The 24,301-nt window shown below is 71.0% G+C and carries 22 protein-coding genes and 1 pseudogene; 15 read left to right on the top strand and 8 right to left on the bottom strand.

The annotated features are described in order from the left end of the window. From QBJ89_RS17480 to QBJ89_RS17465, 4 genes are all read left to right on the top strand, one after another. Nucleotides 1–1,400: MATE family efflux transporter (locus QBJ89_RS17480; RefSeq protein ID WP_431522552.1), on the top strand; the 1,400-nt coding region annotated here is incomplete at its 5' end. A 128-nt stretch (nucleotides 1,401–1,528) separates the two neighbouring features. Continuing rightward, the gene (gene groES / locus QBJ89_RS17475; protein ID WP_277981755.1) at nucleotides 1,529–1,816 is read left to right on the top strand and encodes a co-chaperone GroES; all 288 of its coding nucleotides are present in this window, start codon (nucleotides 1,529–1,531) and stop codon (nucleotides 1,814–1,816) included. 55 nt (nucleotides 1,817–1,871) lie between these two features. Continuing rightward, complete coding sequence (groL, locus tag QBJ89_RS17470) at nucleotides 1,872–3,515, top strand: chaperonin GroEL (protein WP_277981754.1); 1,644 nt, start codon at nucleotides 1,872–1,874, stop codon at nucleotides 3,513–3,515. Nucleotides 3,516–3,632: 117 nt separating this feature from the next. Next, a complete protein-coding gene (locus QBJ89_RS17465) occupies nucleotides 3,633–4,268 on the top strand; it encodes a hypothetical protein (protein WP_277981753.1) in 636 nt (211 codons plus the stop codon). Nucleotides 4,269–4,307: 39 nt separating this feature from the next. Here QBJ89_RS17465 and QBJ89_RS17460 read toward each other — a convergent pair whose 3' ends face one another. Then, a complete protein-coding gene (locus QBJ89_RS17460; protein WP_277981752.1) occupies nucleotides 4,308–5,123 on the bottom strand; it encodes an LD-carboxypeptidase in 816 nt (271 codons plus the stop codon). Between the two features lie 52 nt (nucleotides 5,124–5,175). Between QBJ89_RS17460 and QBJ89_RS17455 the strand changes: the two are divergent. The 4 genes and pseudogenes from QBJ89_RS17455 to QBJ89_RS17440 all read left to right on the top strand — a co-directional run. Then, a pseudogene (locus QBJ89_RS17455) lies at nucleotides 5,176–5,286 on the top strand (hypothetical protein); the annotation flags it as partial. Nucleotides 5,287–5,526: 240 nt separating this feature from the next. After that, nucleotides 5,527–6,093, top strand: a complete 567-nt coding sequence (locus tag QBJ89_RS17450; protein ID WP_277981750.1) for a hypothetical protein — start codon at nucleotides 5,527–5,529, stop codon at nucleotides 6,091–6,093. Nucleotides 6,094–6,131: 38 nt separating this feature from the next. Beyond that, a complete protein-coding gene (locus tag QBJ89_RS17445) occupies nucleotides 6,132–6,596 on the top strand; it encodes a hypothetical protein (protein WP_277981749.1) in 465 nt (154 codons plus the stop codon). Between the two features lie 69 nt (nucleotides 6,597–6,665). Further along, nucleotides 6,666–8,084: a glutamate ligase domain-containing protein gene (locus tag QBJ89_RS17440; protein ID WP_277981748.1), complete on the top strand. Its 1,419-nt coding sequence runs from the start codon at nucleotides 6,666–6,668 to the stop codon at nucleotides 8,082–8,084. Nucleotides 8,085–8,152: 68 nt separating this feature from the next. Here the strand turns inward: QBJ89_RS17440 and QBJ89_RS17435 are convergent, their stop codons facing one another. The 4 genes from QBJ89_RS17435 to QBJ89_RS17420 form a co-directional block, all read right to left on the bottom strand. Further along, a complete protein-coding gene (locus QBJ89_RS17435; protein WP_277981747.1) occupies nucleotides 8,153–9,592 on the bottom strand; it encodes an MATE family efflux transporter in 1,440 nt (479 codons plus the stop codon). A 66-nt stretch (nucleotides 9,593–9,658) separates the two neighbouring features. After that, on the bottom strand, nucleotides 9,659–10,552 hold the full coding sequence (locus QBJ89_RS17430) for a LysR family transcriptional regulator (protein ID WP_277981746.1): 894 nt from the start codon (nucleotides 10,550–10,552) through the stop codon (nucleotides 9,659–9,661). Nucleotides 10,553–10,656: 104 nt separating this feature from the next. Further along, complete coding sequence (locus QBJ89_RS17425) at nucleotides 10,657–11,400, bottom strand: TorF family putative porin (protein WP_277981745.1); 744 nt, start codon at nucleotides 11,398–11,400, stop codon at nucleotides 10,657–10,659. Beyond that, entirely contained in the window at nucleotides 11,401–11,856 is a 456-nt protein-coding gene (locus tag QBJ89_RS17420; RefSeq protein ID WP_277981744.1) for a hypothetical protein, read from the bottom strand. 199 nt (nucleotides 11,857–12,055) lie between these two features. Here QBJ89_RS17420 and QBJ89_RS17415 point away from each other — a divergent pair, with 199 nt between their 5' ends. Next, the gene (locus QBJ89_RS17415) at nucleotides 12,056–12,505 is read left to right on the top strand and encodes a DUF2721 domain-containing protein (RefSeq protein WP_277981743.1); all 450 of its coding nucleotides are present in this window, start codon (nucleotides 12,056–12,058) and stop codon (nucleotides 12,503–12,505) included. 320 nt (nucleotides 12,506–12,825) lie between these two features. Here the strand turns inward: QBJ89_RS17415 and QBJ89_RS17410 are convergent, their stop codons facing one another. Beyond that, the gene (locus QBJ89_RS17410; protein WP_277981742.1) at nucleotides 12,826–13,953 is read right to left on the bottom strand and encodes a zinc-binding dehydrogenase; all 1,128 of its coding nucleotides are present in this window, start codon (nucleotides 13,951–13,953) and stop codon (nucleotides 12,826–12,828) included. Between the two features lie 97 nt (nucleotides 13,954–14,050). On the opposite strand from QBJ89_RS17410, the gene QBJ89_RS17405 reads away from it, so the two are divergent. Continuing rightward, nucleotides 14,051–14,881 carry an arylamine N-acetyltransferase family protein gene (locus QBJ89_RS17405; RefSeq protein ID WP_277981741.1) on the top strand — a complete coding sequence of 277 codons (831 nt, stop codon included), beginning with the start codon at nucleotides 14,051–14,053 and terminating at the stop codon, nucleotides 14,879–14,881. A gap of 81 nt (nucleotides 14,882–14,962) precedes the next feature. Here QBJ89_RS17405 and QBJ89_RS17400 read toward each other — a convergent pair whose 3' ends face one another. Beyond that, complete coding sequence (locus tag QBJ89_RS17400; protein ID WP_277981740.1) at nucleotides 14,963–16,000, bottom strand: TauD/TfdA family dioxygenase; 1,038 nt, start codon at nucleotides 15,998–16,000, stop codon at nucleotides 14,963–14,965. Here QBJ89_RS17400 and QBJ89_RS17395 point away from each other — a divergent pair. Continuing rightward, nucleotides 15,999–16,949 carry a hypothetical protein gene (locus tag QBJ89_RS17395; RefSeq protein ID WP_277981739.1) on the top strand — a complete coding sequence of 317 codons (951 nt, stop codon included), beginning with the start codon at nucleotides 15,999–16,001 and terminating at the stop codon, nucleotides 16,947–16,949. The genes QBJ89_RS17400 and QBJ89_RS17395 overlap by 2 nt on opposite strands. A gap of 92 nt (nucleotides 16,950–17,041) precedes the next feature. Here the strand turns inward: QBJ89_RS17395 and QBJ89_RS17390 are convergent, their stop codons facing one another. Then, nucleotides 17,042–17,431 (bottom strand): hypothetical protein, encoded by a 390-nt coding sequence (locus tag QBJ89_RS17390; RefSeq protein WP_277981738.1) that lies wholly within the window; start codon nucleotides 17,429–17,431, stop codon nucleotides 17,042–17,044. 260 nt (nucleotides 17,432–17,691) lie between these two features. Here QBJ89_RS17390 and QBJ89_RS17385 point away from each other — a divergent pair, with 260 nt between their 5' ends. The 4 genes from QBJ89_RS17385 (at nucleotide 17,692) to QBJ89_RS17370 (ending at nucleotide 24,259) form a co-directional block, all read left to right on the top strand. Continuing rightward, on the top strand, nucleotides 17,692–19,281 hold the full coding sequence (locus QBJ89_RS17385; RefSeq protein ID WP_277981737.1) for a sodium/sugar symporter: 1,590 nt from the start codon (nucleotides 17,692–17,694) through the stop codon (nucleotides 19,279–19,281). A 296-nt stretch (nucleotides 19,282–19,577) separates the two neighbouring features. After that, entirely contained in the window at nucleotides 19,578–21,119 is a 1,542-nt protein-coding gene (locus QBJ89_RS17380; protein ID WP_277981736.1) for a cation:proton antiporter, read from the top strand. Between the two features lie 136 nt (nucleotides 21,120–21,255). Further along, on the top strand, nucleotides 21,256–21,954 hold the full coding sequence (locus QBJ89_RS17375) for a hypothetical protein (protein WP_277981735.1): 699 nt from the start codon (nucleotides 21,256–21,258) through the stop codon (nucleotides 21,952–21,954). Nucleotides 21,955–22,306: 352 nt separating this feature from the next. Further along, nucleotides 22,307–24,259 carry a beta-N-acetylhexosaminidase family protein gene (locus QBJ89_RS17370; protein ID WP_277981734.1) on the top strand — a complete coding sequence of 651 codons (1,953 nt, stop codon included), beginning with the start codon at nucleotides 22,307–22,309 and terminating at the stop codon, nucleotides 24,257–24,259. Nucleotides 24,260–24,301: the final 42 nt, after the last annotated feature.

Genomic DNA, 24,301 nt, shown 5'->3' with positions numbered 1-24,301 from the left:
CCCTCCACCCGCTGACCGATCGCGCGCCCGCCACGTGGCAGCGCGAGCTGCGCGCGCTCGCCGCCCTCGCCGGGCCGCTGGTGGGCGCCAACCTGCTCCAGATGGCGGTGTTCGCGGTCGATGTCGTGTTCGTCGCGCGGCTCGGCCCGGTCGAGTTCGCCGCCGCGACGCTGGGCGTGTTCCTGTTCAACCTGCTCGCCTTCGCACTGGTCGGGCTGGTCGGCGCGGCCGAGCCGCTGATCGCAGCCGCGCTCGGCCGCCGCATTGGCGCGGTGCGGCAAGTGCGGCGCTCGTTCCGCATGGCGCTGTGGCTCGCCGCGGCGGGCTCGCTGGTGGTGATCGCGCTGCTCAACCTCGCCGAACCGATCCTGCGACTTGCAGGGCAGGACGCCGCGGTGGCGGCGCGTTCGGGCGGCTTCTGCCGGCTGCTGTCGCTCGCCGCGCCGTTCGCGGTGGCGGCGGCGCTGATGCGGCTCACCGCCGCCGCGCTCGGCCGGCCGGGCTGGGCGCTGGTGGTGACGCTGCTTGCGCTCGGCGTCGCGGTCACCGCCAACTGGTGCCTCGTGTTCGGCAATGCCGGCTTCCCCGCGCTGGGGCTCGAGGGCGCCGCAATCGCGAGCGTTCTCACCTCGCTCGCCACCGCGGCGAGCTACGCTGTGATCCTGACAACCGACCGCCGGCTGCGCCGCTTCCACCTCTTCGGCAATTGGTGGCGCACCGAATGGCCGCGAATGATCGAGATCGCCAAGCTCGGCGCGCCGATCGCGCTCGGCTGGATGGCCGAGGGCGGGCTGTTCGGCGGCGCCGCGCTGCTGATGGGGCTGATCTCGGTCACCGCGATCGACGCGCACGCGGTCGCACTCAACATCGCCGCGGTCGCCTTCCAGGTCCCGTTCGGGCTGGCGCAGGCGGCGACGATCCGGGTCGGGCTCGCCTACGGCGCCGCCGATCCCCGCTGGGTCGGGCGCGCAGGCGGCGTGGCGATCGTGTCGGGCATCGCGGTGATGGTGGTCAGCGCCTCGATCCTCTGGGCGGTGCCCGGGCTGCTGGTGCGCGTCTATGTCGACCCGACGCGCGAGATCGCGGTGGCTGCGCTCGCGGTGGAGCTGCTCGGCGTCGCCGCGGTGTTCCAGCTGGTCGACGGCGCGCAGGCGGTGGCCGCCGGGGTGCTGCGCGGCGTGCAGGACACGCGCGTGCCGATGATGATCCAGGTGTTCGGCTATTGGGGGATCGGCTTCGGCATCGCCGCCTTGCTCGGCTTCACCTTCGGCTGGGGCGCGATCGGCATCTGGTGGGGGCTCGCCGCCGGACTCGGCGTGGTGTCGGCGCTGCTGATCTGGCGCTGGTCCGCGCGCGCGCGGCTCGGTCTCTTGCCCGACCCTGCGCCACGCACGACCTGACGCACGGTTCCCGAAAAATCGTGCCCGCCCGGTTGACCGCCGCGGGCACGCCCCACATATGCGTGGCGCTGGCACTCGCCTCAGGGGAGTGCCAAATATCTGTCACATGCCTTATAGGGGTAAGAGCAATGAACTTTCGTCCGTTGCACGACCGCGTTCTCGTCCGCCGCGTAGAAGCGGAAGAGAAGACCGCCGGCGGCATCATCATTCCGGACACCGCCAAGGAGAAGCCGCAGGAGGGCGAGGTCGTCGCCGCCGGCACCGGTGTCAAGGCCGAGGACGGCAAGGTCACCCCGCTCGACGTCAAGGCCGGCGACCGCATCCTGTTCGGCAAGTGGTCGGGCACCGAGGTCAAGGTCAACGGCGAGGACCTGCTGATCATGAAGGAATCCGACATCCTCGGGATCGTCGGCTGACTTCCTTCCGTCGTCTCAATTTCTTCAACATTCGTTCATCTGAAAGGGTAGCCACATGGCAGCCAAGGACGTGAAATTCGGCCGTGACGCGCGCGAGCGCATCCTCCGCGGCGTCGACATCCTCGCCGACGCGGTGAAGGTCACGCTGGGGCCGAAGGGCCGCAACGTCGTCATCGACAAGAGCTTCGGCGCACCGCGCATCACCAAGGACGGCGTCACCGTCGCCAAGGAGATCGAGCTCAAGGACAAGTTCGAGAACATGGGTGCGCAGATGGTGCGCGAAGTGGCCTCGAAGACCAACGACATCGCCGGTGACGGCACCACCACCGCGACCGTGCTCGCCCAGGCGATCGTGCGCGAGGGCATGAAGTCGGTGGCCGCCGGCATGAACCCGATGGACCTGAAGCGCGGTATCGATCTCGCGGTCGTCAAGGTCGTCGAGGACATCAAGGCGCGCTCCAAGCCGGTCGCCGGCTCGCAGGAAGTCGCCCAGGTCGGCATCATCTCCGCCAACGGCGACCGTGAGGTCGGCGAGAAGATCGCCGAGGCGATGGAGAAGGTCGGCAAGGAAGGCGTCATCACGGTCGAGGAGGCCAAGGGTCTCGAGTTCGAGCTGGACGTCGTCGAGGGCATGCAGTTCGACCGCGGCTATCTGTCGCCGTACTTCATCACCAACCCGGAGAAGATGTCGGTCGAGCTCACCGATCCGTACATCCTGATCCACGAGAAGAAGCTGTCGAACCTGCAGGCGATGCTCCCGATCCTGGAAGCGGTCGTCCAGTCGGGTCGCCCGCTGCTGATCATCGCCGAGGACATCGAGGGCGAGGCGCTCGCCACGCTCGTGGTGAACAAGCTGCGCGGCGGCCTCAAGGTCGCTGCCGTCAAGGCGCCGGGCTTCGGCGATCGCCGCAAGGCGATGCTCGAGGACATCGCCGTCCTGACGAAGGGCGAGGTGATCTCCGAGGATCTCGGCATCAAGCTCGAGACCGTGACGCTCGGCATGCTCGGCACCGCCAAGCGCGTGTCGATCGACAAGGACAACACCACCATCGTCGACGGTGCGGGTGATGCCGACTCGATCAAGGGCCGCACCGAGGCGATCCGCCAGCAGATCGAGGTGACCACCTCGGACTATGACCGCGAGAAGCTCCAGGAGCGCCTCGCGAAGCTGGCCGGCGGCGTGGCAGTGATCAAGGTCGGTGGTTCGACCGAGGTCGAGGTGAAGGAGCGCAAGGATCGCGTCGACGACGCGCTGCATGCGACCCGCGCCGCGGTCGAGGAGGGCATCGTCCCGGGCGGCGGCACCGCGCTGCTGTACGCGACCAAGGCGATCGAGGGGCTCACGGGCGCCAACGAGGACCAGACGCGTGGCATCGACATCGTCCGCAAGTCGCTGACCGCGCTGGTTCGCCAGATCGCCAGCAACGCCGGCCACGATGGCGCCGTCGTCTCGGGCAAGCTGCTCGACGGCAACGACACCACGATGGGCTTCAACGCTGCGACCGACACCTACGAGAACCTCGTGGCGGCCGGCGTGATCGACCCGACCAAGGTGGTGCGCACCGCGCTGCAGAACGCCGCATCGGTGGCGGGCCTGCTGATCACGACCGAGGCGACCGTGTCGGAGCTGCCTGAGGACAAGGCTCCGGCCATGCCCGGCGGCGGCGGCATGGGCGGCATGGGCGGCATGGACTTCTAAGCCGCTGACGGTTCCGCGCCGATACAGGCCGACGCGGGGCCGGTCACGGTCGGTCCGCCGATCCGTCTCGTGTGAGACGAGCAACGCCCGGGCAGCATGTGCTGTCCGGGCGTTATCGTGTGGAACGGGGCGCTGCGATCACCGATGTGGGGAAGCAGCCCGCCCGACCACCTTGTCGCCGGCGCGGGCAGGCCGCATCCTCCGACGATGATCGCCGCTCTCCTGATCGCCCTCGCCTCGGTCCCCGGGGCTCCGCCGCTACCCTGCGTGCCCGCGGCCTCGGACAAGGGAGCGCTGACGTCCTCGGCGCTCGATGAGCATCGCGCGCTTCGGGCGGCGCTGGGCGCGCCGATGCCTGACGCTCCGGCGATGGTGATGCTCCACGGCAAGGGTGGGCACCTTGTGACCGACGAGTATAGCATCATCCTCGCTCGCCACGCCGATGCGAGCTGGCACGGTACGGCCGTGGGCCGCTCGCAGATATGGGTCAAGGATGCGCCGTTCGAGCCGATGAAGCGCGCCGAATGGACGCTCGATGAAGCAGCGGGCAAAACTCTGGATCGCGCCATCGCGCGCCGCTGTCCGCCCACCCCGGCGCTCCCACGCGACGCCACTCCGCCCGGGCCGCCACCCCGCGACGTCATACCCGAGAAGATCGATGTCGTCCGGCGAGGTAAGTCGACGGTGAGCTTCTACGCGCCGACCGGCGATGCCACCATCGCCGCGCTGATCCGTCCACCGCAGCAGCATTGATCAGGCCCGAGCCCTCGCCGACTGCGCGTTCGCTCCCCCTCACGCCACCCCGAACGGTACCACCCGGTTCGTCTGCGTGTGCCCCACCTCGGCGCGGCCGAGATACGGCACGCCCAGCTCGCCGCACCAGCGCGTCATCATCGCGTCGAGCGGCTCGCCCCATGCGGGGTCGTTCTCCTTCACCGCGGTCACCGCGCCGAGCCGCACGCCCGCGAGGCTGCGCAGCTGCGTAGCGTTGCCGAGCGTGAAGAGCATCCGGTCGATCGCGTACAGCGCCTCGGACACCTCCTCGACGATCAGCACGTGGTCGGCGAGGTCGGGGAGGTAGGGCGTGCCCACCAGCGCGGCGAGGATCGAGAGATTGAACGCCGCCGCGGGGCGGCCGTCGAGACCCGGCTCGAGCCCGGCGCGATCGCGCCGCGCGAACCAGCCGAGCGCGCGCGCCACCGTCGCGTCGCCGTTCGTCCGCCGGATGTCGCTCGCCATCGGGCCGTGCACCGTGTGGCCGATCCGCCGCGCATAGAGCGCGCCGAGCAGGAAGCCGACGTCGGAATAGCCGAGATAGGTCTTGCGCCGCGCGGCCTCGCCCAGCCGCGGCATGATCGTCGCGAGCAATCGGTTGGAGCCATAGCCGCCGCGCAGGAACCAGATGCCGTCGAACGCGGGATCGTTGGCGTATTCCAGGAAGGCGGCGGCGCGCACCGCGTCCGAGCCGGCGAAATGCCCGTCTTGCGCGTAGCATTGCGGGTGGAAGACAAGGTCGATCTCGGGGAAGGCGAGCGCGGCGAAGGCCGAGACCGGCGCGATCACGTCCGGGTTGGCGACGCTGCTCGCCGCCAGCACTCCGATCCGCATCGCCCACACTCCCGCTTGCCACCCGCCCGGTGAAGGCGGATAGCCCGGCGCAATGCATGACGGCAACGTGGCGGACCAGCGTTTCTTCCTGGTGGGTATCGGCGGATCGGGGATGATGCCGCTGGCGATGATCCTGCGCGGGCGCGGCGCGACCGTCGCCGGAGAGAGATTAGCGCTCTGACGATGCCGAGGTGGCTTAGTCAACGGTTTCCTAACCGCAGATATAAGTGCAATCTTCATCCAACAATGTACAATTGCTTCGGCCTCATCAAGTGAGCGAGGCTTAATAATGACTAAGGTAGATACTTCAGAACTAGTGTATCACACAACCGGAGCCGGTCCGTGTCCGCAGCCAGGTGGTCAGCCATGCGAGGAAGGCACTGAGCCCGGGCCCGAGGTCGTGGTGGTCGGGAAGAGCCCGCCACCCGCCGCTGACGTCGGCACACCCATCATCATCGGCGGCGGTACATCCACGCCGCCGACATTCAAAGTAAGCGGTCGTACATGGTGTCAGCCGGCGAAGAGCGGGTTCGACGACGCCATGAGCAAGCTTTATGAAGGCTCGGCAACCGCCAGGCAGGTTATCGATCAGGCACATTCCAACAATGCAGCCTTCAATGTCATCAGGATTGATAAGGCTGATGGTGGTGATCGCGATATGTTCGATCAGGATAAGAACGCCGTATCGTGGGATCCCTTCTCCTATCCGAGCTGGGATGAAAACGGTGTGACCAAGTCAGCGCCGCCTGTCCTGGCACTGGCCCATGAGATCTGTCATGCTGCATCCCCTGCATCCTCCGAAGCGGCGATTATTGATCAGGCGAATAAGATCGCTAACGAATACAATAGGTATTTTGGTACAACGTTCGAGGCGAACCGCTCCGTTCATGGCAGTGGTGATTACAAGAACACCGACTCAATCACGTCGACAACCTTCTCGATCTCGCGTGGGGATCAAAGTTGCAATTAACAGTTAATTCGCGCTGAATATTCTTGGGGGAAAGGCTCATGCTTTTACCTGTTGCCGCGCTGATGTTGTCGCCGCAACTGCTGGTCAGTGCCGTGGAGGTCGTGAGTCGTCCCCCCTCCTTGTCTCTGCCCGTGTGCCGCGTAGGCGCGGAGTTCAAGCAGATCGCGCGCCTCAGTGCTGTGCCGGCCATCGCACAGGAGTTCGCGCGTCAGCATCTCCGCATCGCCGAAAAGGATGCGCCTTTCGTGCTCAACGACGTCGTCTCTGGGGCGAGCCCTCCGGAGCGGCAGTTCCTCCGGGCTTATATGGGACGGCACGAGGCAATCGTCTGGTATTATCTCGGCGGGCTCGTCGGCGGCGTGCGGGTAGTGCGGCTCATCGTTGACGACCGGTCGACCGGCGGCGCGCGCTGGCATCTCAGCGGTGACATTCTCTTGGGACCGCCTTGTGCCGCGACTCGCGCTCTAGTGGCGGGCGTGCGCTCGACCGGGCAGCAATACTGAGCACCTCGCCGCGCAGTCCCGCACACTCCCGCTTGCCACCCGCCCGGTGAAGGCGGATAGCCCGGCGCCATGCATGACGGCAACGTGGCGGACCAGCGTTTCTTCCTGGTGGGTATCGGCGGATCGGGGATGATGCCGCTGGCGATGATCCTGCGCGGGCGCGGCGCGACCGTCGCGGGCAGCGACCGCGGGCTCGACCAGGGCCGCGTCCCCGCCAAGTTCGACGCGCTGCGCGCGCTCGGCATCGAGCTTTTCCCGCAGGACGGCAGCGGCGTCATCGCGCCCGACCAGATCGTGGTCGCTTCCGCCGCGGTGGAGGAGACCGTGGCGGACATGGTCGCGGCGACGCGGCTCGGCTGCCAGCGGCTGTCGCGCGCCGAGCTCAACGCGCGGCTGTTCAACGCCAGCGCGCTGCCGATCGGCGTGGCGGGGACGAGCGGCAAGTCGACCGTCACCGGCATGATCGCCGCGATCCTGGGCGCGACCGGGCGCGACCCGACCGTGATGAACGGCGCGGTGATGAAGCATGTCGCGCGCGCCGACCGGCCCTTCGCCAGCGCTTTGGTGGGGCAGGGCGACGCTTATGTCAGCGAGGTCGACGAGAGCGACGGCTCGATCGCACTCTACGCGCCGCAGGTGGCGGTGCTTAACAACGTCAGCCTCGACCACAAGTCGCTCGACGAGCTCAACCTGCTGTTCGGCGACTTCCTCGGCAAGGCGCGCCGTGCGGTGGTCAACGCCGACAATGCCGACGCCGCCACGCTGGCGCTGCGGCTGCCGACCGCGCGGGTGACGCGCTTTTCGCTGCGCGACGCGGATGCGGACCTGTTCGCCGACGGGCTGGAGGAGGCGCCGTTCGCCGCACGCTTCACGCTCCACCATCGCGGCGAGCGCCGTGCGGTGGCGCTGCAGGTGCCGGGGCGTCACAATGTCGCCAATGCGCTGGCGGCGGTCGGTGCCGCGCTGGCGGCGGGCGTGTCGCTTGATGCCGCGGTCGCCGGGGTGGAGCAGTTCGAGGGGCTGCGCCGCCGCTTCGATCTCGTCGGCAGCGCTGCCGGCGTGACGGTGATCGACGACTTCGGGCACAATCCCGACAAGATCGCGGCGACGCTCGACACGCTCCACGCCTTCCCCGGTCGGCTGGTCGTCCTGTTTCAACCGCACGGCTACGGCCCGCTCAAGGTGATGCGTGCCGAGCTGGCGGCGATGTTCGCCGGGCGGCTGGCGGCCGACGACCTGCTGGTTCTGCCCGATCCGGTCTACCAGGGCGGCACGGTGACGCGTGAGGTGACCAGCGCCGACGTGGTGCGCGACGTGGGCGTGGCGGGGCGGCAGGCGCTCCATATCCCCGACCGCACGAGCGCGGCGGCGCATTGCGTGGCGGTGGCGAAGCCGGGCGACCGGATCGTGGTGATGGGCGCGCGCGACGATACCCTGTCGCTGCTCGCTGCGGAGATGGTGGCGATGCTGGAGGCGCGGGCGGCCTAGCTGGGCGACGTTGGCCGCCGGCAGGCGTCAGGCTTCAGCAGGGCGAGTCGAGACCGCCCGGCGCTGCCTCACCCCACCGGCATCGACTTGGCGGTCGGCTCGGCGTGCGCCAGCGCCTTCTCCTCGGCCTCGTGCGGGGACGCGGGCAGCCGCCCGCGGCGCCACCCGCCGTGAAGATAGAAGCCGATCATCATCAGCATCGAGCCGACCGAGCCGGCGGGAAAGCTCCACCAGATCGCGTCCGCGCCCCAGCGCGGCGACAGTCCCGCGGCCATGCCCAGACGCAACGGGAACATCGCCACCGCGAGGATCACCAAGGGCCCGATCACGGCGCCATTGGCGCGCACCGTGGCGGACAACACCATCGACACACCGAACAGCACGAAGCTCCACCCGGCAATAAGGTTGATCCGTGCCGCGATATCGACTGCGTCGCCGTCCTGTCCGAGGAACAGCCACAGCACATGCCGATCCAGCACAGTCAGCAGCGCGACGAGACCGCCGGTCAGCGCCAGGTTGGTGAGGATGCCGGTGCGCGTGATCCGGCCAACGCGGTCCCACCGCCCGGCGCCGATATTCTGCGCCGCCATCGCGCTCACCGCCGCGCCGACCGCCATCGCGGGCATCTGGACGTAGGTCCACAATTGGTTGGCCGCGCCGTACGCCGCGGTGGTGGCGGTGCCGTGGCGGTTGACCAGCCCGATCATCGCCAGCGCCGAGGTGGAGACCACCAGCATCTGCAATCCCATCGGCACGCCCTTGGCGACGATGATGCGCAGCAGCGCCGGATCGGGCAGGACATAGCGCCACTCCGCCCCGCGCAGCCGCACCGGCAGGTCGCGGCGGTAGATATGGCCGAGCAGCGCGAGCAGCGAGACGCTGTTCGCCAGCAGGGTCGCCAGCGCCGAACCCTCGATCCCCAGCGCGGGCAGCGGCCCCCACCCGCGGATCAGCAACGGATTGAGCGCGACATCGATCGCGGAGCCGAGCGCCATGAACTTGAGCGGCGTGATCGAGTCGCCGGTGCCGCGCAGCGCCATCGTCAGCAGCACCGAGAGGAAGCCCGGCGGCATCGCCACGAAGATCACGCGCAGATAGGCGAGCGCGAGCGGGTAGACCTCCGCCGGCGTGGCGAGCGCGCGCAGGATCGCGGGCGCGGCGAACCAGCCGACCAGCAGCGTCACCACCGACACGCCCGCGAACAGCCCGAGCGAGGTGCCGAGCACCCGTCGCACCGCGTCGAGGTCGCGCCGCCCCATGTTCTGGCCGATCAGGATCGTCGCCGCCATGCCGAAGCCGAACACCGCGGCGATCAGCAGGAACATGATGATATTGGCGTTGGTGGTCGCGGCCAGCGCGCGCTCGCCGAGGAATTGCCCGATCCAGATCGCGTTGATCGAGCCGTTGAGCGACTGGAGCACGCTGGAGCCGAGCGTCGGCAGCGCGAACAGAAGGAGCGTGCGCCCGATCGGCCCGGCGGTGAGGTCGCGCTGCGGCGGTCGCGCCATCGGTCCTGCTCCTCCCCTTGCCCCGCGTGCGCTCTAGAGGCTTATCGTGGCGGGCGATAGCGGGGTTCAGTCGGCGAGATAGGCGGCGAGTTCCTCCGCGCTGCCGGTGGGGAAGGCGGCGCGGAGATGGTCGAGGAAGGCGGCGACGCGCGCGCTCAGCAGCCGCCGCGTCGGGTACAGCGCCCATAATTGGATCGGGGCGGCGTCGAGCTCGCCCCACAGCGCCAGCCGCCCCGCGGCGAGGTCGCGCGCGACCAGCGAGATCGGCAGCCGCGCCGCTCCGACGCCGGCCAGCGCGGCGTCGCGCACCATCACCAGCGAGGACAGGCCGAGCACCGGCGTCACCGCGACGCTCTCCGCCACGCTGCCGGGGCGCAGCCGCCACTCGCTTTCTTCGCCCACGCCGCCGCGCACCACCGCGGGCGCGCGCTCGCCCGGCGCAGGCGGCGCGATGCCGGCCGCGGCGACCGCGACGAGCCGGTCGCGCAGGAAGGAACGGCCGACCAGAGCGGCATCGGGCGCCGGGTCGACGCGGATGACGAGGTCATAGCCCTCCTCGATCAGGTCGACCGCGCGGTCCTCGCTGCTCACCTCAAGCCGCACCTCGGGGTGCGCCAGCGCGAAGCCGGCCGCCAGTCGCCCCATCGCGGTCTGCGAGAAGAGCAGGGGCGCGCTCACCTTGAGCCGTCCGCGCGGCGACTGCCCGCCAGCGGCCACCGCCGCGGCAGTCTCGTCCAGCTCGGTAAGCAGTGCGGCGGTGCGCTCGTACAGCGCGCGCCCCTCCTCGGTCAGCTTGAGCGAGCGCGCGCCGCGCTCGAACAATCGCAGGTCGAGCGCCGCCTCCAGCTCGGCGACGCGGCGCGAGAGCGTCGCCTTCGGCCGCCCCGCGGCGCGCGCGGCACGGCCGACCCCGCCGTGGCGGGCGACCAGGGTGAAGTCGGCGAGGGCGAGCAGGTCCATCACGTCTCCCGCGCGGAGCGATCCTTCCCTGCAAGGGCAGGATCAATCCGATCCGTCGTATCGCGTCCTAGCGCTGTAGGCTCGCCGGCGAAACGGCGCGGCGCTCAGAAGCCGATCGACGCCCGCGCCGCGATCCGGTCGCCGGCGTGGTCGAGCGCGGCATAGGGGGAGACCACCACCGCATCGTCGCTGATGTCGGTGCCGGTATAGACCAGCGCCAGCGTCACCGGCCCGGTGATATGCTCGAGCCCGACCGACCAGTCGCGGTAGCTCCCGGTGGGTCGCAGCCGCGCCGCGCGGATCGGGTCGTCGACGCTGCCGGAGGAGCGGCCGAGGCTGGCGGTGAGCGACCAGGGCGTCACCGGGATGCCGACGCGCCCGCGCACGCCGAGGTAGAGATTGTCGCCGCCGATCGCGCGTTGCGACGGCGCGTAGCGCGCCTCGGCGCCCGCCTCGACCGGACCGAGCGTGTAGCTGGCGCCGGCGCCGAGCTCGCCATAGTCGAGCGACCCGCGCGCGCCGGTGAAGAGATGGCCGGTGACGAAGCCGTCGAGCCGGAAACCGCCGGCGAGTCTGCTATAGCCGAGCGTCGGCTCGATCACTGCGTCGGCGCCGCCGTGGCGCGGGTCGCCGCGTGTGCCGGTGACCCGCGCGCCCAGGTCGATCCCGGCGGGCAGGTCGATCCGCGCCCAGGCGGCGGGGGCGAGCTGCGAATCGCTCCAGCTCAACCCGCGACGGCGCTCGTCGGTGGCGACCTCGACGCCGGCGTGCGGCGCGATCTGCGCCGCCGCCGGGGAAACGAGGGCGGCGCCGGTCAGCGCCGCCAGCAGATAGGGACGCTGCCGCACTCAGCCGCGCACCCGGTCATGCGCCGCGTCGAGCTCGGCGACCAGCGGGTCCTGGTCGCGCGCGGCTGCGGCGAGCAGATGCGCGCGCACCGCGCCGCTGCGAGCCGCGACGTCCTGCGCGATCGCGTCCTTCTGCGTCGTGCACCAGCCGGGGCGCGAGCCGGTGAGCGGCTTTTCCGCGCTGACGGTGCGCGCCAGCACGTGGCCGGCAGGATGACGCGCCTCGCGTTGCACCGCGACCGAGGCCTGCCAGGCGCAACGCAGCGCGCTGGGGCGGCCCGGCGCGCCGACCGCGCCGACCTGGCGATGAGTCACGCTGACGTCGCTGCGATAGGTCACGTCGACGCGCTGCCCGCGATGGTCGAGCTGGACCTGGTGGCCGGTGTCAGGGGCGGCGGGCACCGGCTCGGTTGCGGTGAGCGCCAGGGCCAGCCCGGCGATGAGGGGAACGTACATCTTCTGCTCCTTGCGCTGCCCCGGGCCATGCTGCCCGGTGGCACCACCGAAATGAGGGCATGCGCGCCCGCTTCAACGAAGCCGGCCGCGGGCGCAATGATTCATCACAGGCGATACGGCCAATGTTGCTGGCGGCGGGTCGGAGCGACCTCAGTGCGACAGTTGTGCGCGCCGCGGCGGCGCGGCACAGTCGCGCGCGATGCCCTATGCCCCCGCCCTCCCTACCATCGCCGAGGCGATCCAGGCCTCGCTCAGCCCGGTATTCATGCTCACCGGCATCGGCGCGCTGCTCAACGTGCTGACCGGGCGGCTGGCGCGTGTGATCGATCGCGCGCGCGTGCTGGAGGAGCGCCACCCTGCGCTCCAGCGCGACGACCGCACCCGTGCCGCCGACGAGCTGCGCCGGCTGGCGCGGCGCATGAAGGTGATCAACGCCTCGCTGTTCCTGGCGGTGGCGAGCGCGGTGGCGACCTGCACCGTGGTGGCGATGCTCTTCGTCGGCGCGCTGACTCGCTACCACATCGGCCAGTGGGTGGCGTTCAGCTTCATCCTGGCGATGTCGCTGCTGATCGCGGCGTTCGTGGCCTTCATGGTGGAGGTGCGGCTCTCGATCCACGCGATTCGGGTGCGCGACGAGCTGCTGCGGTAGGGGAAGGGGCATGCGCGCGCCCTCTATGACGGCGAGCGGGGCTCACCCCTCCCCCTCAGGGAAGGGGCTGGGAGGTGGGGCGCTTCCGCATGGGCCGCGCTCGCGAAGAGGTCCCACCCCAACCGCTCGCCTGAATGGGAGGGGCGAGTATCGACCGGCGTTAGATCATGCCTCGGCCTCCACCGGCGTCATGCTGAGCTCGCCTCAGGATCCACCGTCCCGCGGACGCCCCGGCGCCTGGGCGTGCGGCCCGTCGGATCCCGAAACAAGTTCGGGATGACGGCGGTCGAGCGAGGCACGTTGGCCTTCGCCCCCGCCGCTCACCGCGTCGGGTCGATCAGATACTTCTCCCCCGTCGCCTTGCGCTCGTATGCGCGGAGCACGTCGGGATCGAGCGCCTCGGCCAGGCCGATCGTGCGGGTGTAGCGGCTGGCGAAGGTGGTCGTCAGCTCGTCGACCACGCGCTGGCGCATCCGCGCCACCGTCTCGCGCCCCGCCTTCTGCAACCACGGCGTCAGCAGGAAGCCCGCGACGCTCCACTGGAAGCCGAACGCCAGCCGGTTGAGCGTGGTCGGCGCCGTGTCGAGCGCGCCGTAGATGTACAGCTGCTTGAACACGGTCGAGCCGTAGCGGCTGTACTCGGTGGCGCGGCGGTTGGCGGCCTGCTCCATCGCCTGGACGATGTCGCTGCCGAGCGTGCCGCCGCCGATCGCGTCGAAGGCGATTGTCGCGCCGGTCTGCGCGACCGCATCGGCGAGCTGGCGGCGGAAGTCCGCGGCGCGACTGTCGACCACATGGGTGGCGCCGATGTCGCGCAGCAGCGCCGCCTGCGCCTCGCTGCGCACGACGTTGACCAGCGGCACGCCGTCGGCGAGGCAGATCTTCTGCAGCATCTGCCCGAGGTTCGACGCCGCCGCGGTGTGGACGATCGCCTGATGCCCCTCCTGCCGCGCCGTCTCGACGAAGCTGAGCGCGGTCAGCGGGTTGACGAACATGGCCGCGCCGTCTGCGGCGCTGGCGCCTGCGGGCAGCGGCACCACGTCGCGCGCACGCAGCTTGCGATACTGCGCGTACATCGCGCCGCCCATCATCCCCACCGTTCGCCCGAGCAGCGACTGTGCCTCCGGACCCGCGGCGATCACCGTGCCCGCGCCCTCATTGCCGACCGCCAGCGACTGGCCGAGCCGCGCGCGCACCCCGCCCATCCGCGCGTGCGGCACCTGGAGGCGCAGCTCGGGCCGCTCCGCGCTGCCGCTGCGCACCAGCGAGCCGACGTCCGCGGGGCCGAGCAGCAGCCCGAGGTCGGAAGGGTTGATCGGCGCCGCTTCGACGCGGACGATCAGCTCGTCACCCTCGGGGGGTGACAGCGTCACCGGCTCGAGCGACAGGGTCAGCGTACCGCCCTCGTCCACGGTCGAGCGCAGCTCCAGCCCGGTCACCTCGTCCATCCTCGCCTCCTGTCTTGTGCCTGTCCGCGGGATGCCGGTGCAAAAGTTTGCGGTCAAATCCGTTCTCATCCGCGCGCGGCTGGGGTAGCGCGGCGGCATGTTCGACCTCGACGCTTATCTCGCCCGCATCGAGCTGCCCGCGCGCCCCACCCGCGACGCCGCGGGGCTGGCGCGGCTCCAGCTCGCGCACCGGCTCACCATCCCGTTCGAGAATCTCGACGTGCGGCTCGGCCGCGCGATCGCGATCGACGGCGAGTCGGTCGCGGCCAAGCTCGTCGGTTCGCGCCGCGGCGGCTATTGTTTCGAGCACAACCGGCTGCTGCTCGACGCGCTGGCCGCGCTGGAGATGGAAGCGCGCCCGCTGCTCGCGCGCGTGTGGCTCGGTGCCGAGGCGAGTCCGCCGCGCAATCACGCGCTGTCCTTGGTGACGGTCGACGGTGCCGAGTGGATCGCGGATACCGGCTTCGGCGCGAGCTACGCGCCGGTGATGCCGCTGGTCGCCGACCAGGAGGTGACCGCACCCGACGGCGCGCGCTTCCGGCTGGCGCGCGAGGACGATGGCGGCTGGCTGCTGCTGCGCGACGGCGATCCGGTCAGCACCGACGGGCGCACCGCGCCGGGCTGGGAGGGCACGAGCTGGCAACCGCAATACAGCTTCACCACCGAGGCGGTGCACGACAGCGACCTGGCGGTGGCCAACCACTGGGCGATGAGCGCGCCGGCGAGCCGCTTCACCCAGCGCGTGGTGGTGAGCATCGTGCTGCCGCACGGCTTCGCCGCGCTGACCGACCGCAGCTACCGCCGCCGCGCCGCGGGCAACACCGCCGAGGGCGAGATCACCGACTCGCGCGTCTATCGCATGCGGCTCAGCCTGATGTTCGGGATCGATCTGGCGAAGGAGGAAGTGGCCGCGCTGGGGCTGTTCTGAGGAGGTGAGGTTCTCCGGTCATCCCGGCCTCGGGCCGGGATGAGGGTAAGGAGTAGCGGTCGCCGCCTCGCGCCCCCCCCCCTAGCGCATCCCCTGCTCGCGCAGCCGCGGGTGATCGGGCGGCAGCGGCGGGGCGAAATCCTCGCGGCGCCAGATCGCGTCGGCGGGTTCCTCGGGATCGGGCCGCGCGAAGTCGACATAGCCGAAATAGGTCGCGATCAGCCGCTCGCCCGGGTCAGTGATCGCGGTACGGCCGTGCAGGAAGCGCGTGTTGTCGAGCATCAGCACGTCGCCGTTCTGCCACTCGACCGGCACCATCAGCCGGTCGCCCACCGCCTTGATCGCCTGCAGCCACGGTTCGGGCACCGGGCGTCCGTCGTCGAGCACGGGATGATCGGGGCGGTTATTGTTGAACCGCGCGAACAGCAGGAAATTGCCGAAGGCGCGCGCGTCGACGAACATCGGCGTGTGCAGCGCCGGGCGCGAGAAGAAGCGCACGATCGTGCCGTCAGGAAAGCGCCGGAACTGATAGGGGCAGGCGGGCGGCGGCGCGGCGAGCTGCGCATCGCTCGGCGTCTCGGTGCCGAGCCAATAGCCCAGCAGCGACGGCCAGACCGGCTTGATGTAGAGCAGGCGACGGTTCAGCAGCCCGGCGCGCACCGGCTCGGGCAGCCCGCGCGCCAGCGCGACGCCGTCACAGATGGTCGTCTGCCCGCCGCGCGTCGGCGCGGAGAGGCAGGCGAAGAAGGCGGCGTCGGGCTTCCACGGCTCGCGCGACAGCTCGGGGTGGAGCGCGAAGGCGCCGGTGCCGCCGTCGACGGTGTGGATGTTGGCGGCGGGATCGATCGGCTTGCGGCCGGGACTCTCATTGACGACGGCGGTGCGACAGAAACGCTTGGCGAAGTGGCGGAACGAGTCGACGTCGGCGCCGAAGCCGCGGAACAGCAGGGCGCCGTGCGTGCGGTAGAGGTCGATGACCTGGTCGCGATCGAGCGCGGCGAGCCGCTCCGCCCCCTCGGCCACGATCAGAACATGCGGGCGGCCCGGCCCCGGCAGCGTGATATCCGGCATAAGCTGCTGGATTAGCGACGAGAGGCCGTCCGCGCTATAGCGCGCCATGGCCCTGACGCTCGCCGACCTGTACGCCTCGCCCGACCATTATCTCCAGCGCTTCGAGCGCGACGCGGCGGTGTTCGTGCCGATGGATCGTGCCGCCTATCACCGCTCGATCTTCCTCGACGCGCGGATTGCCCCGGCGGTGCCGCAGGAGATGCGACTGTCCGTGGCGATGCTGCGCGATCCGCCGGCGCCGCGCGCGACCGCCTGGATCTTCCACGTCGCGCATTGCGGGTCGACGCTGCTGGCGCGCGCGCTCGACTCAATGGAGGGCGGGCTGGTGCTGCGCGAGCCGCAGGCGCTGCGCCAGACCGCGCTCGCACCCGACCCGGTCCGGCTGGCGCTGGTCGCCGCGATGCTGGGGCGGCGCTATCGCGACGACGCGCCGACGCTGGTCAAGGCGAACGTGCCGGTCAATTTCCTGCTGCCCGCACTGGCGGCGGCGCAGCCGGACGCACGCGCGATTTTGCTCTACCTGCCGCTGCGCGACTATGCGCTCGCGATCCTCCGCAGCGACTCGCATCGCGCATGGCTGCGGCGCGTGACGACCGATCTGGCGCCGCACCTCGGCGACCTGGCGGGCGCGCCCGACGCGGTGCGCGCGGCGCGGTTGTGGTCGGCGCAGATGACGCGCTTCGCGGCGGTGCTCGCGGCGTGGCCGAACGCGCGCTCGCTCGACGCCGAGCGCTTCTTCGCGGCGCCTGGCGCGGCGCTCCAGGCGGCGGCGCGGCAGCTGGCACTGCCGCTGGAGGACTCCTGGCTCAATGGTGTGGCATCGGGCGAGTTGTTCGCGACCTACTCGAAGAATCCCGCACAGGCCTTCGACAATGCGGCGCGGCTGGAACGCCGGGCGGCGCTGGAGCGTGCGCTCGCGCCCGAGCTCGCGCTGGTGGAGGCGAGCGCGGGCAACATGGCGGACGCGCGCGCGGTGGAGCGGGCGGCGCTGGGGTGAGGCGCTGATCCGGTCGCTCGCCCGACGCGGCAATGGAGCGAACGGGCGCGCGCACGGTCAGGCGAACGAACGCACGTCGTCATCAGCCGAGGTCACGGCACCGCCGCGCTCTCGCGCGCCAGCTGGCGGCGGTTGGCGGCCCAGGCGCGCATCATCGACTGGGTGCAGCCGGTCTGACCACCGGTACCCACCGCCGAGCAGGTGTCGGGCAGCCCGCCGGCGACCCGACCGACCTCGTCCATCGTGGCGACGCGGTTGACCCAGCTCTGGTTCTTCGCGGCGATCTCGCCGCGGCGCAGCGGCTTGGGGATGCGATAGGGCTCATCGAGCGGGGCGCACACCACCACCTCGTCGCCGGCGGGCTTGGGACAGGCCTCGCCGGGCGCGAGCGCGACGCTGCGGACGCGCTGCGGCGGTGCCGGCACGGCGGCGTCTGATGCGGTCCCGGCCAGAAGGACCGCGGCGAGCAGAAGGGTCATCATCGTCTTCTCCCCGCCGCGGTCGAGTAAAGCGCCGCCCGCCCACCGGGAGGAGAAACGGGCGACGCGAGGCGCGGACAGCACGGGAACGCCGCGGCCTCGATTCCGTGGTGGCGGCCGCGGCGCATCGCAGGATTGCGGCATGTGTCGGCGCCGCAACCTTTGTCGCTTCCCCGCGCGCCCACGACACGGGTAGACAGCCAACCGCCGCGACCTACAACGGCGCGCGACACGCGATGCGCGGCGGACGGGGAGAGACACGGGTGCAGCTTGCCACGATCGACGTGCTGGTGGTCGTCGCCTATGCCATCTTCATCTTCGCGCTGGCGCAATGGGTCAGCCGCGACAAGGCGGGGGCCGGGCCGAAGAACACCACCGATTATTTCCTCGCCTCGAAGAACCTGCCGTGGTGGGCGATCGGCGCCAGCCTGATCGCGGCCAATATCTCGGCCGAGCAGATCGTCGGCATGTCGGGCTCGGGCTATGCCATCGGCCTCGCGATCGCGTCGTACGAGTGGATGGCGGCGCTGACGCTGCTGATCGTCGGCAAGTTCTTCCTGCCGATCTTCCTGCGCAACGAGATCTACACGATGCCGCAGTTCCTCGAGCGCCGCTACGGCCGCTCGATCCGGACGCTGATGGCGCTGTTCTGGCTGGCGCTGTACGTCTTCGTGAATCTCACCAGCATCATCTGGCTCGGCTCGATCGCGGTGACCAAGGTGGCGGGGGTCGACCAGAATATCGCGCTGGTGGTGCTCGGCGCCTTCGCATTGCTGTACCAGCTCAAGGGCGGGCTGAAGGCGGTGGCGCTGACCGACATCGTGCAGGTGACGCTGCTGGTGCTCGGCGGCCTGATCATCGCCTATCTCACGCTCGGCGAGCTGGGGCAGGGCGCCGGCCTGACCGCGGGCTTCGCGCGGCTGACGCGCGAGCTGCCCGACCATTTCGAGATGATCCTGTCGCGCGACAACCCGCATTACATCGACCTGCCCGGCCTGTCGGTGCTGATCGGCGGGATGTGGATCGCCAATCTCAGCTATTGGGGGTTCAACCAGTATATCATCCAGCGTGCGCTCGCGGCCAAGTCGCTGGCCGAGGCGCAGAAGGGCGTGCTGTTCGCGTCCTTCCTCAAGCTGCTGATGCCGATCATCATCGTGCTGCCGGGGATCGCCGCGGTGATATTGGCGCCGGGGCTCGCCAAGCCCGACGAGGCGTACCCGACGATGATGCGGCTGCTGCCGACCGGGCTGCTCGGCCTCGTCTTCGCCGCTTTGGTGGCGGCGATCGTCGCCTCCACCGCCTCCAAGATCAACTCGATCGCGACCATCTTCACGCTCGACGTCTGGGCCAAGTTCAAGCGCCGCCCGTCCGCGGCCGAAGACGGCGCGGTAGAGGATTCGCGGCTGGTGCTGGTTGGCCGCGTCGCCGCGATGGTGGCGACGGTGATCGCGATCCTCACCGCGCGCCCGCTGGTGGGATCGTCCGAGCAGGCGTTCCAGTTCATCCAGGAGTTCACCGGCTTCTTCACGCCGGGCATCACCGTGATCTTCCTGCTCGGCCTGTTCTGGAAGCGCGCCAACGAGGCCGGCGCGATCAGCGCCGCGGTGGCCTCCGTGCTGCTGTCCTGGGGGTTCAAGCTGCTGCTGCCCGGGCTGCCGTTCATGGACCGGATGGGGCTGGTCTTCCTGATCGCGCTGGCGCTGGCGGTGGGCGCCTCGCTGGCGACGCCGCGGCGCCACGACCGCGACACGATCGTCACCGGCGACGTGCGCTACGCCACCAGCGCGGCGTTCAACGTCGGCGCGCTGGCGCTCGTGCTGATCCTGGTGGCGCTGTACGCAACCTTCTGGTGAGGGGCTTGGGGGGCGAGCCTGGAGGCGCCGTCCGCTCGATAGCGTCATCCTGAACTCGTTTCAGGATCCACCCCGCCGCATGCTCGACTGCGGGCGGTGTCCGCGGCACGGTCGATCCTGAGACAAGCCCAGGATGACGCCGGTTGGGAGCGGAGGGCGCGTCCGCATCCAATGACGCGTTGCAAGAGGCTGCGGCGAAGGTCGCACCTCGACCGCCCCGCTGGCGCCGCCGCGCGCGTTGGGCCATGCTGCTCCCGCGCGCCGCTGGGGATAACGGCGCGGCAGGGGAGCGCGCCGTGACCTTCTTCGAGAGCCTGCTCGCGCTGCTCGGCGTCGCGGTGCTGCTGCTCCAGCTCGCGCGCCGTACCAGCATCCCCTATCCCGCGCTGCTCGCCGCGGCGGGCGTGGCGCTCGCCTGGCTGCCCGGCGCGCCGACGATCGCACTCGACCCGCACACCGCGCTCGCCCTGTTCATCGCGCCGATCCTGATCGACGCCGCGTTCGACTTCCCTGTCGGCACGGTGATGCGGTTGTGGCGCCCGCTCACCGCGCTGGCGCTGGTGGCGGTGCTGCTGAGCGCGGGCGCGGTGACCTGGCTCGGCGTCGCGCTCGCCGGTCTGCCGGTCTATGCCGCGCTTGCGCTCGGCGCGATCGTCGCGCCGCCCGATGCGGCCGCGGCCACCGCGATTTCGGGCAGCGTGCGCATGCCGCGCCGCACCGTCGCCGTGCTGAAGGGCGAAAGCCTGCTTAACGACGCCTCGGCGCTGCTGCTCTACACCGCCGCGATCCTGGTGGAGAGCCACGGCGGCCTCGACGGCGGCCTGGCGCTGCGCGTCGGCGTCGCGGTGCCCGGCGGCATGCTGCTCGGCTACCTGCTCGCGTTGGCGATGCGGCGGATCCAGCCGCTGGTCTGGGGTACGCTGAGCGGCAACATCTTTCAGTTCGTGTCGGGCTTCGCCGCCTGGCTGGTGGCCGAACGGCTGGGCCTTTCCGCGGTGCTGTGCCTCGTCACCTTCGCGATGACGATCGCGCGCTCGGCCGGGCTGGTCACGCCGCCGCGCGCGCGGCTGCACGATTTCGCGGTGTGGGAGACCGCGGTGTTCCTGCTCAACGTGCTCGCCTTCCTGCTGATGGGCTTCCAGGCACGTACGATCGCGGGCGGCATGGCACCCGAGCGCCTGCGCGAGGCGGCACTGTTCGCCGCGGCGGTGGTGGCCTGCCTGATCGTCGTCCGCATGGCCTGGGTGTTGATCTACAATCGGCTAGCCTTCCACTTCCCCAAGCTGCGCGGCGACTATCCCGCCACCGGGCTGGCGCAGAGCGTGGTGGTGGGCTGGTGCGGGATGCGCGGCATCGTCACGCTCGCCACTGCCTTCGCGCTGCCGGGCCATTTTCCGCAGCGCGACCTGATCGTGCTCACCGCCTTCGCGGTTGTGCTCGCGACCTTGGTGGTGCAGGGCCTGACGCTGGCGCCGCTGGTGCGCTGGCTCGGGCTCGACGGCGACGACGGGCTGGGGGAGGAACTGGCGCGCGCGCGCGTCGCGATGGCGGAGGCGGCGCTGGCGCGGATCGGCGACACGCCCGGCGCGGCGGCGGACCATTGGCGCTACGGCCTCGCGACCAAGCGCGATGCGATGCGGCCGGGCGGCGACGCGCGCGCGGGCGAGGAGAAGCGCCAGCTCGGCCTCGCCGCGGTGGCGTGCCAGCGCGAGCGACTGGAGGAGCTGCGCGAGGCGCAGAACGTGGGCGCCGACTCCTTCCTGGTGCTGCAGGAGGAGCTCGACTTCACCGAGATGAGCCTGCGCACCGAGGAGGAGCGCCGCATCGAGGAGGCCTGAGCGGCGCCCCGACTCGCTCTGGCGCGAAAGCGACTCGGCTGGGCGCGAACCGCGGCCGGGTGGGTCATGCTGCCGTGGGCGCGCGCACCGGGCGGGCGTACACCCGCCGCGGGGACACAGAAAAAGGGGCCGGACCGTGCGTTTCCAGCAGAGCGCGCCCGTCGCGTCGATCACCGGGGCGCTGTTCACTGCCGCGCTGCTCGCGGGCTGCGCGCGCCACGCCGCGCCGCCGCCGACTGCCTCGGTTGCTCCACCGCCCGTGGTCGCGATGGTGCCCGCACCGCTGCCCGCGGGCGCGCGGCCGGGGATGAACGTGCCCGCGCGCCTGCCCGACGGCAGTTATCCCACGCCCAACCGCGCGCTCAGCGGCGCGGGCGCGGTGTGGCACCTGCGCAGCGCGCTCAACGTCGCCGCGCTCGCCTGCCGCGGCGCGCAGGAGGCGACGATCATCGCGCAGTACAATGCGATGCTTGCGGCGCGGAAGGTCGAGTTCGCCAGCGCGCAGGCGACGCTCCAGGCCGAGTATCGCGCCGGCGGCGGCGACTGGCAGGACCGGTTCGACGATCACATGACACGGCTCTACAACTTCTTCGCGCAGGACCTCGCGCGCGAGGCCTTCTGCGCCGGCGCGGCCGACACGTTGGGCGCGATGGCGGCGGTGCCGGCGGCGACGCTGCCGGGCTTCGCGGCGGAGCGGCTGGCGGCGCTGGAGCGGCCATTCACCGACTTCTTCGCCGCGTACGACCGCTGGCGCGCGGGGCAGCTCGTTCCCGCCACGGTGGTGGCCGCCGGCGCGTCGCCGCCGCCGCGGCCGGTCGCCGGGACGGTGGGGTAGCAGGAGCCAGTCTCGCGGACCGGGGGGCAGGCTTTGTCGCCGCCCGCGGCGCCGGGGAACGCGGACGCGCCGGCGTCGCACCGGCAGCACTGGCCGGGGAAGCGCCACCCTCTCACCGGCGTCATCCTGGACTCGCTTCAGGATCCACCCTGCCGCGCAGAATCACGCCGCGGCGTTCGCGGGCCGGTGGATCCTGAGACAAGCTCGGATGACAACAGCAATGGGGAGGAACGCGCTCTACCCAGCCCCTCTCGTTGCGTCGCCCGCCGCCTCCACCATGCGACCGCTTGCGAAGCGGCCCCACGCCTCCTACCCAGACAATCATAATACCAACATGATACCGGAGCGCGACATGACACGCACGCGGACCCTTCGCCCCCTGTGGCTCGCCGCCGCGCTCGCCACCGCCGCGGCCGTGCCCGCCGCGGCGCAGGTGCCGACGCTCCCCGCGATCTTCCCCGCGCCCACGTCGATGGCGCTGACCGGCGGCCGCGTCGCGCTCGGTCGCGCCGCGGTGCTGGTGGTCGCGCCCGGGACAGCGCCCGAGACGGTGGCGCTGGTGCGTGCCGCGCTCGTCGCCGCGGGCGTCGCCCAGGTCACCACCGCCAGCCGGCTGCCCGCCGCGCTCATCACGCTCCACGTCGTCGTCGGGACCAGCGACGCCGCCGCGGTGCGCGACTCGCTCGCGCGCGCCGGTGCCACCGCCGACGACCGTTCCGAAGGCTACACGCTCGCGGCGCGTCCCGACGCCGCGGGCGGCGGGCTGATCGCGCTCGCGGGACACGATGCCGATGGATTGTTCCACGCCGCGCAGACCTTGCGCCAGCTCGCGCGCCGCGGCGAGGTGCCGGGACTGGTGATCCAGGACCATCCGGCCATGCCGATCCGCGGCACGATCGAGGGCTTCTACGGCAAACCGTGGACGCAGGAGGACCGGATCCGCCACCTCGACTTCCTCGCCAGCGTCAAGGCCAATACCTACGTCTACAGTCCCAAGGACGATCCGTACGCGCGCGACCGCTGGCGCGAGCCGTACCCGGCGGCGACGCTGGCCGAGCTGGGAACGCTCGCCGCCGCGGCGAAGCGCGACCACGTCAACTTCGTCTACGCCATCTCGCCGGGCCCGACGGTGTGTTTCTCGGACCCCGCCGACGCGGCCGCGCTGGAGCGCAAGTTCGACGCGCTGCGCGGCATCGGCGTGCGCAGCTTCTACGTCGCGCTCGATGACATCGAGTATAAGAAGTGGAATTGCGCCAAGGACGAGGCCGCGTTCGGCGCCTCCGGCGCGGCCGCCGCGGGCACGGCGCAGGCGCGCCTGCTCAATGCGGTGCAACGCGACCTGATCGCCAAGGACCGCGCCGCGCCGCCGCTGATCATGGTGCCGACCGAATATTACGACGCCAAGGAGACGCCCTACAAAGCCGCGCTGCGGCGCGAGCTCGATCCGCGCGTGGTGGTGCAATGGACCGGCACCGACGTGGTGCCGCCCGCGATCTCGATCGGCGACGCCAAGACCGCCACCACGGCGTTCGGGCGCAAGACATTGCTGTGGGACAATTACCCGGTCAACGATTACGCCCAGACCACCGGCCGGCTGCTGCTCGCCCCGTACGCACGGCGCGAGGCCGGGTTGGCGGGCGAGTTGAGCGGCATCCTCTCCAACCCGATGAACCAAGAGGCGCCGAGCCGGGTCGCGGTGGCGGGGGTGGCGGCGTTCGCGTGGAACGACCGCGGCTACGATCCGGCGCAAGGCTGGCGCTTCGCCGCCGACGCGCTGTCGGGCGGCGATGCGCGCACCGCGGCGGCGCTGCTCGACTTCTTCGACACGCAGCATCTCGCGCCCACGTTCGGGAGCCAGCCGTGGCAGGAGCAGGCACCGCGGCTCAAGGCGCTGCTCGACGGCGTCCGCTTCGCGCTGGCGGACGGCGATGACGGCGCCAAGCGAGAGGCGGTCGCGGCGCTGGCGGCGCGCGCCGACGCGCTGGCGGCGGCGCCCGACACGATCCGCGCCGGCGTGACCGACCCGGGCTTCGCGGCGCAGGCGGCACCGTGGCTCGACGCCACGGCCTTGTGGGGCCGCGCGCTCCAGCTCACCGCTGCCGGGCTCGAGGCGGCGCTCGACCGTAGCGCGGCGGCGTCGCGCGACTTCGCCGCGGCGGGGCAGCTGGCGGCGCAGGCGGCGGCGGTGAAGACGATCCCCGGCGCGACACGCTTCGACGGTACGGTGAAGGTGGCCGATGGTGTGCTCGACCGCTTCGTCGCGGATGCGCCGGGGCTGGTGGGCGCGGCGCTGGTAGGGGAGTGAGGCGCAGGTAGGTAGAGCGCTAGCTTCTCCCCTCCCCTGAAG

Source organism: Sphingomonas phyllosphaerae, from assembly GCF_029623345.1.
Taxonomy (GTDB): Bacteria; Pseudomonadota; Alphaproteobacteria; order Sphingomonadales; family Sphingomonadaceae; genus Sphingomonas; species Sphingomonas phyllosphaerae_C.
Note: the sequence above shows the minus strand (reverse complement) of the source record. Positions and strands in the feature narration are given on the sequence as shown.

Bases quoted from the DNA above. Each gene is read 5' to 3' on its own strand.
- QBJ89_RS17400 (WP_277981740.1), bottom strand. From the start codon at position 16,000: ATGGCGCGCTATAGCGCGGACGGCCTCTCGTCGCTAATCCAGCAGCTT.
- QBJ89_RS17420 (WP_277981744.1), bottom strand. From the start codon at position 11,856: ATGTACGTTCCCCTCATCGCCGGGCTGGCCCTGGCGCTCACCGCAACC.
- QBJ89_RS17440 (WP_277981748.1), top strand. From the start codon at position 6,666: ATGCATGACGGCAACGTGGCGGACCAGCGTTTCTTCCTGGTGGGTATC.
- QBJ89_RS17370 (WP_277981734.1), top strand. From the start codon at position 22,307: ATGACACGCACGCGGACCCTTCGCCCCCTGTGGCTCGCCGCCGCGCTC.
- QBJ89_RS17435 (WP_277981747.1), bottom strand. From the start codon at position 9,592: ATGGCGCGACCGCCGCAGCGCGACCTCACCGCCGGGCCGATCGGGCGC.
- QBJ89_RS17395 (WP_277981739.1), top strand. From the start codon at position 15,999: ATGGCCCTGACGCTCGCCGACCTGTACGCCTCGCCCGACCATTATCTC.
- QBJ89_RS17430 (WP_277981746.1), bottom strand. From the start codon at position 10,552: ATGGACCTGCTCGCCCTCGCCGACTTCACCCTGGTCGCCCGCCACGGC.
- groL (WP_277981754.1), top strand. From the start codon at position 1,872: ATGGCAGCCAAGGACGTGAAATTCGGCCGTGACGCGCGCGAGCGCATC.
- groES (WP_277981755.1), top strand. From the start codon at position 1,529: ATGAACTTTCGTCCGTTGCACGACCGCGTTCTCGTCCGCCGCGTAGAA.
- QBJ89_RS17415 (WP_277981743.1), top strand. From the start codon at position 12,056: ATGCCCTATGCCCCCGCCCTCCCTACCATCGCCGAGGCGATCCAGGCC.
- QBJ89_RS17390 (WP_277981738.1), bottom strand. From the start codon at position 17,431: ATGATGACCCTTCTGCTCGCCGCGGTCCTTCTGGCCGGGACCGCATCA.
- QBJ89_RS17405 (WP_277981741.1), top strand. From the start codon at position 14,051: ATGTTCGACCTCGACGCTTATCTCGCCCGCATCGAGCTGCCCGCGCGC.
- QBJ89_RS17410 (WP_277981742.1), bottom strand. From the start codon at position 13,953: ATGGACGAGGTGACCGGGCTGGAGCTGCGCTCGACCGTGGACGAGGGC.
- QBJ89_RS17445 (WP_277981749.1), top strand. From the start codon at position 6,132: ATGCTTTTACCTGTTGCCGCGCTGATGTTGTCGCCGCAACTGCTGGTC.
- QBJ89_RS17460 (WP_277981752.1), bottom strand. From the start codon at position 5,123: ATGCGGATCGGAGTGCTGGCGGCGAGCAGCGTCGCCAACCCGGACGTG.